This is a genomic window from Bartonella sp. CE47NXGY (assembly GCF_042195415.1).
GTDB lineage: Bacteria > Pseudomonadota > Alphaproteobacteria > Rhizobiales > Rhizobiaceae > Bartonella.
This window is the reverse complement of record NZ_JBHIOI010000318.1, coordinates 1-506: the sequence shown is the minus strand read 5'-3', so window position 1 is coordinate 506 and position 506 is coordinate 1. Positions and strand designations below refer to the sequence as shown.

The window sequence follows — 506 nt, the reverse complement described above, 5'->3', positions numbered from 1 at the left end:
TAAAATAGAAAATGCATTTTAATAAATATAAAAGCAAATTGTTTTATAAAAGAATATGACAAAAACTGATAAATCAATTTATGATCATGTTATTTATGATTCAGATATTGAGTTCAGTTTTGCACAATCGTTTGAAAAAAACGATGAGATTAAAGTTTATGCGCAACTGCCTAAATGGTTTAAAATTGATACACCTCTTGGATCATATACTCCCGATAGGGCTGTATTACTCGAGCAAGATGGGCAAGGAAAACTGTATTTTGTTGTGGAAAGCAAAGGAAGTATTTTCGAAGACATGTTGTGCGATCTGGAAAAAGCAAAAATCCATTGCGGTCATGAACATTTCAAAGCTTTAGGAGAAAATACCCAATATATTGTTTCTGATAATTATGAAACTTTTATCGATCAAGCAATTCAAAAAGATACCACAACAACTTGAAAAAATGTTTTGGCTATGGAAACAACCCTCCCCTGTTGTTTATAAAATGCACCTTTTTCCTACTCTA

The 506-nt window shown here is 31.2% G+C and carries 1 protein-coding gene; it reads left to right on the top strand.

What is annotated here, in order from left to right; genetic code table 11:
* The first annotated feature begins 55 nt into the window (after positions 1-55).
* The gene (locus ACFIL3_RS11285; RefSeq protein ID WP_375638862.1) at positions 56-439 is read left to right on the top strand and encodes a hypothetical protein; all 384 of its coding nucleotides are present in this window, start codon (positions 56-58) and stop codon (positions 437-439) included.
* The last annotated feature ends 67 nt before the right edge of the window (positions 440-506 follow it).

What these genes read in the sequence shown, in the direction of transcription:
- ACFIL3_RS11285 (WP_375638862.1), top strand. Translation starts at nt 56, where the DNA reads ATGACAAAAACTGATAAATCAATTTATGATCATGTTATTTATGATTCA.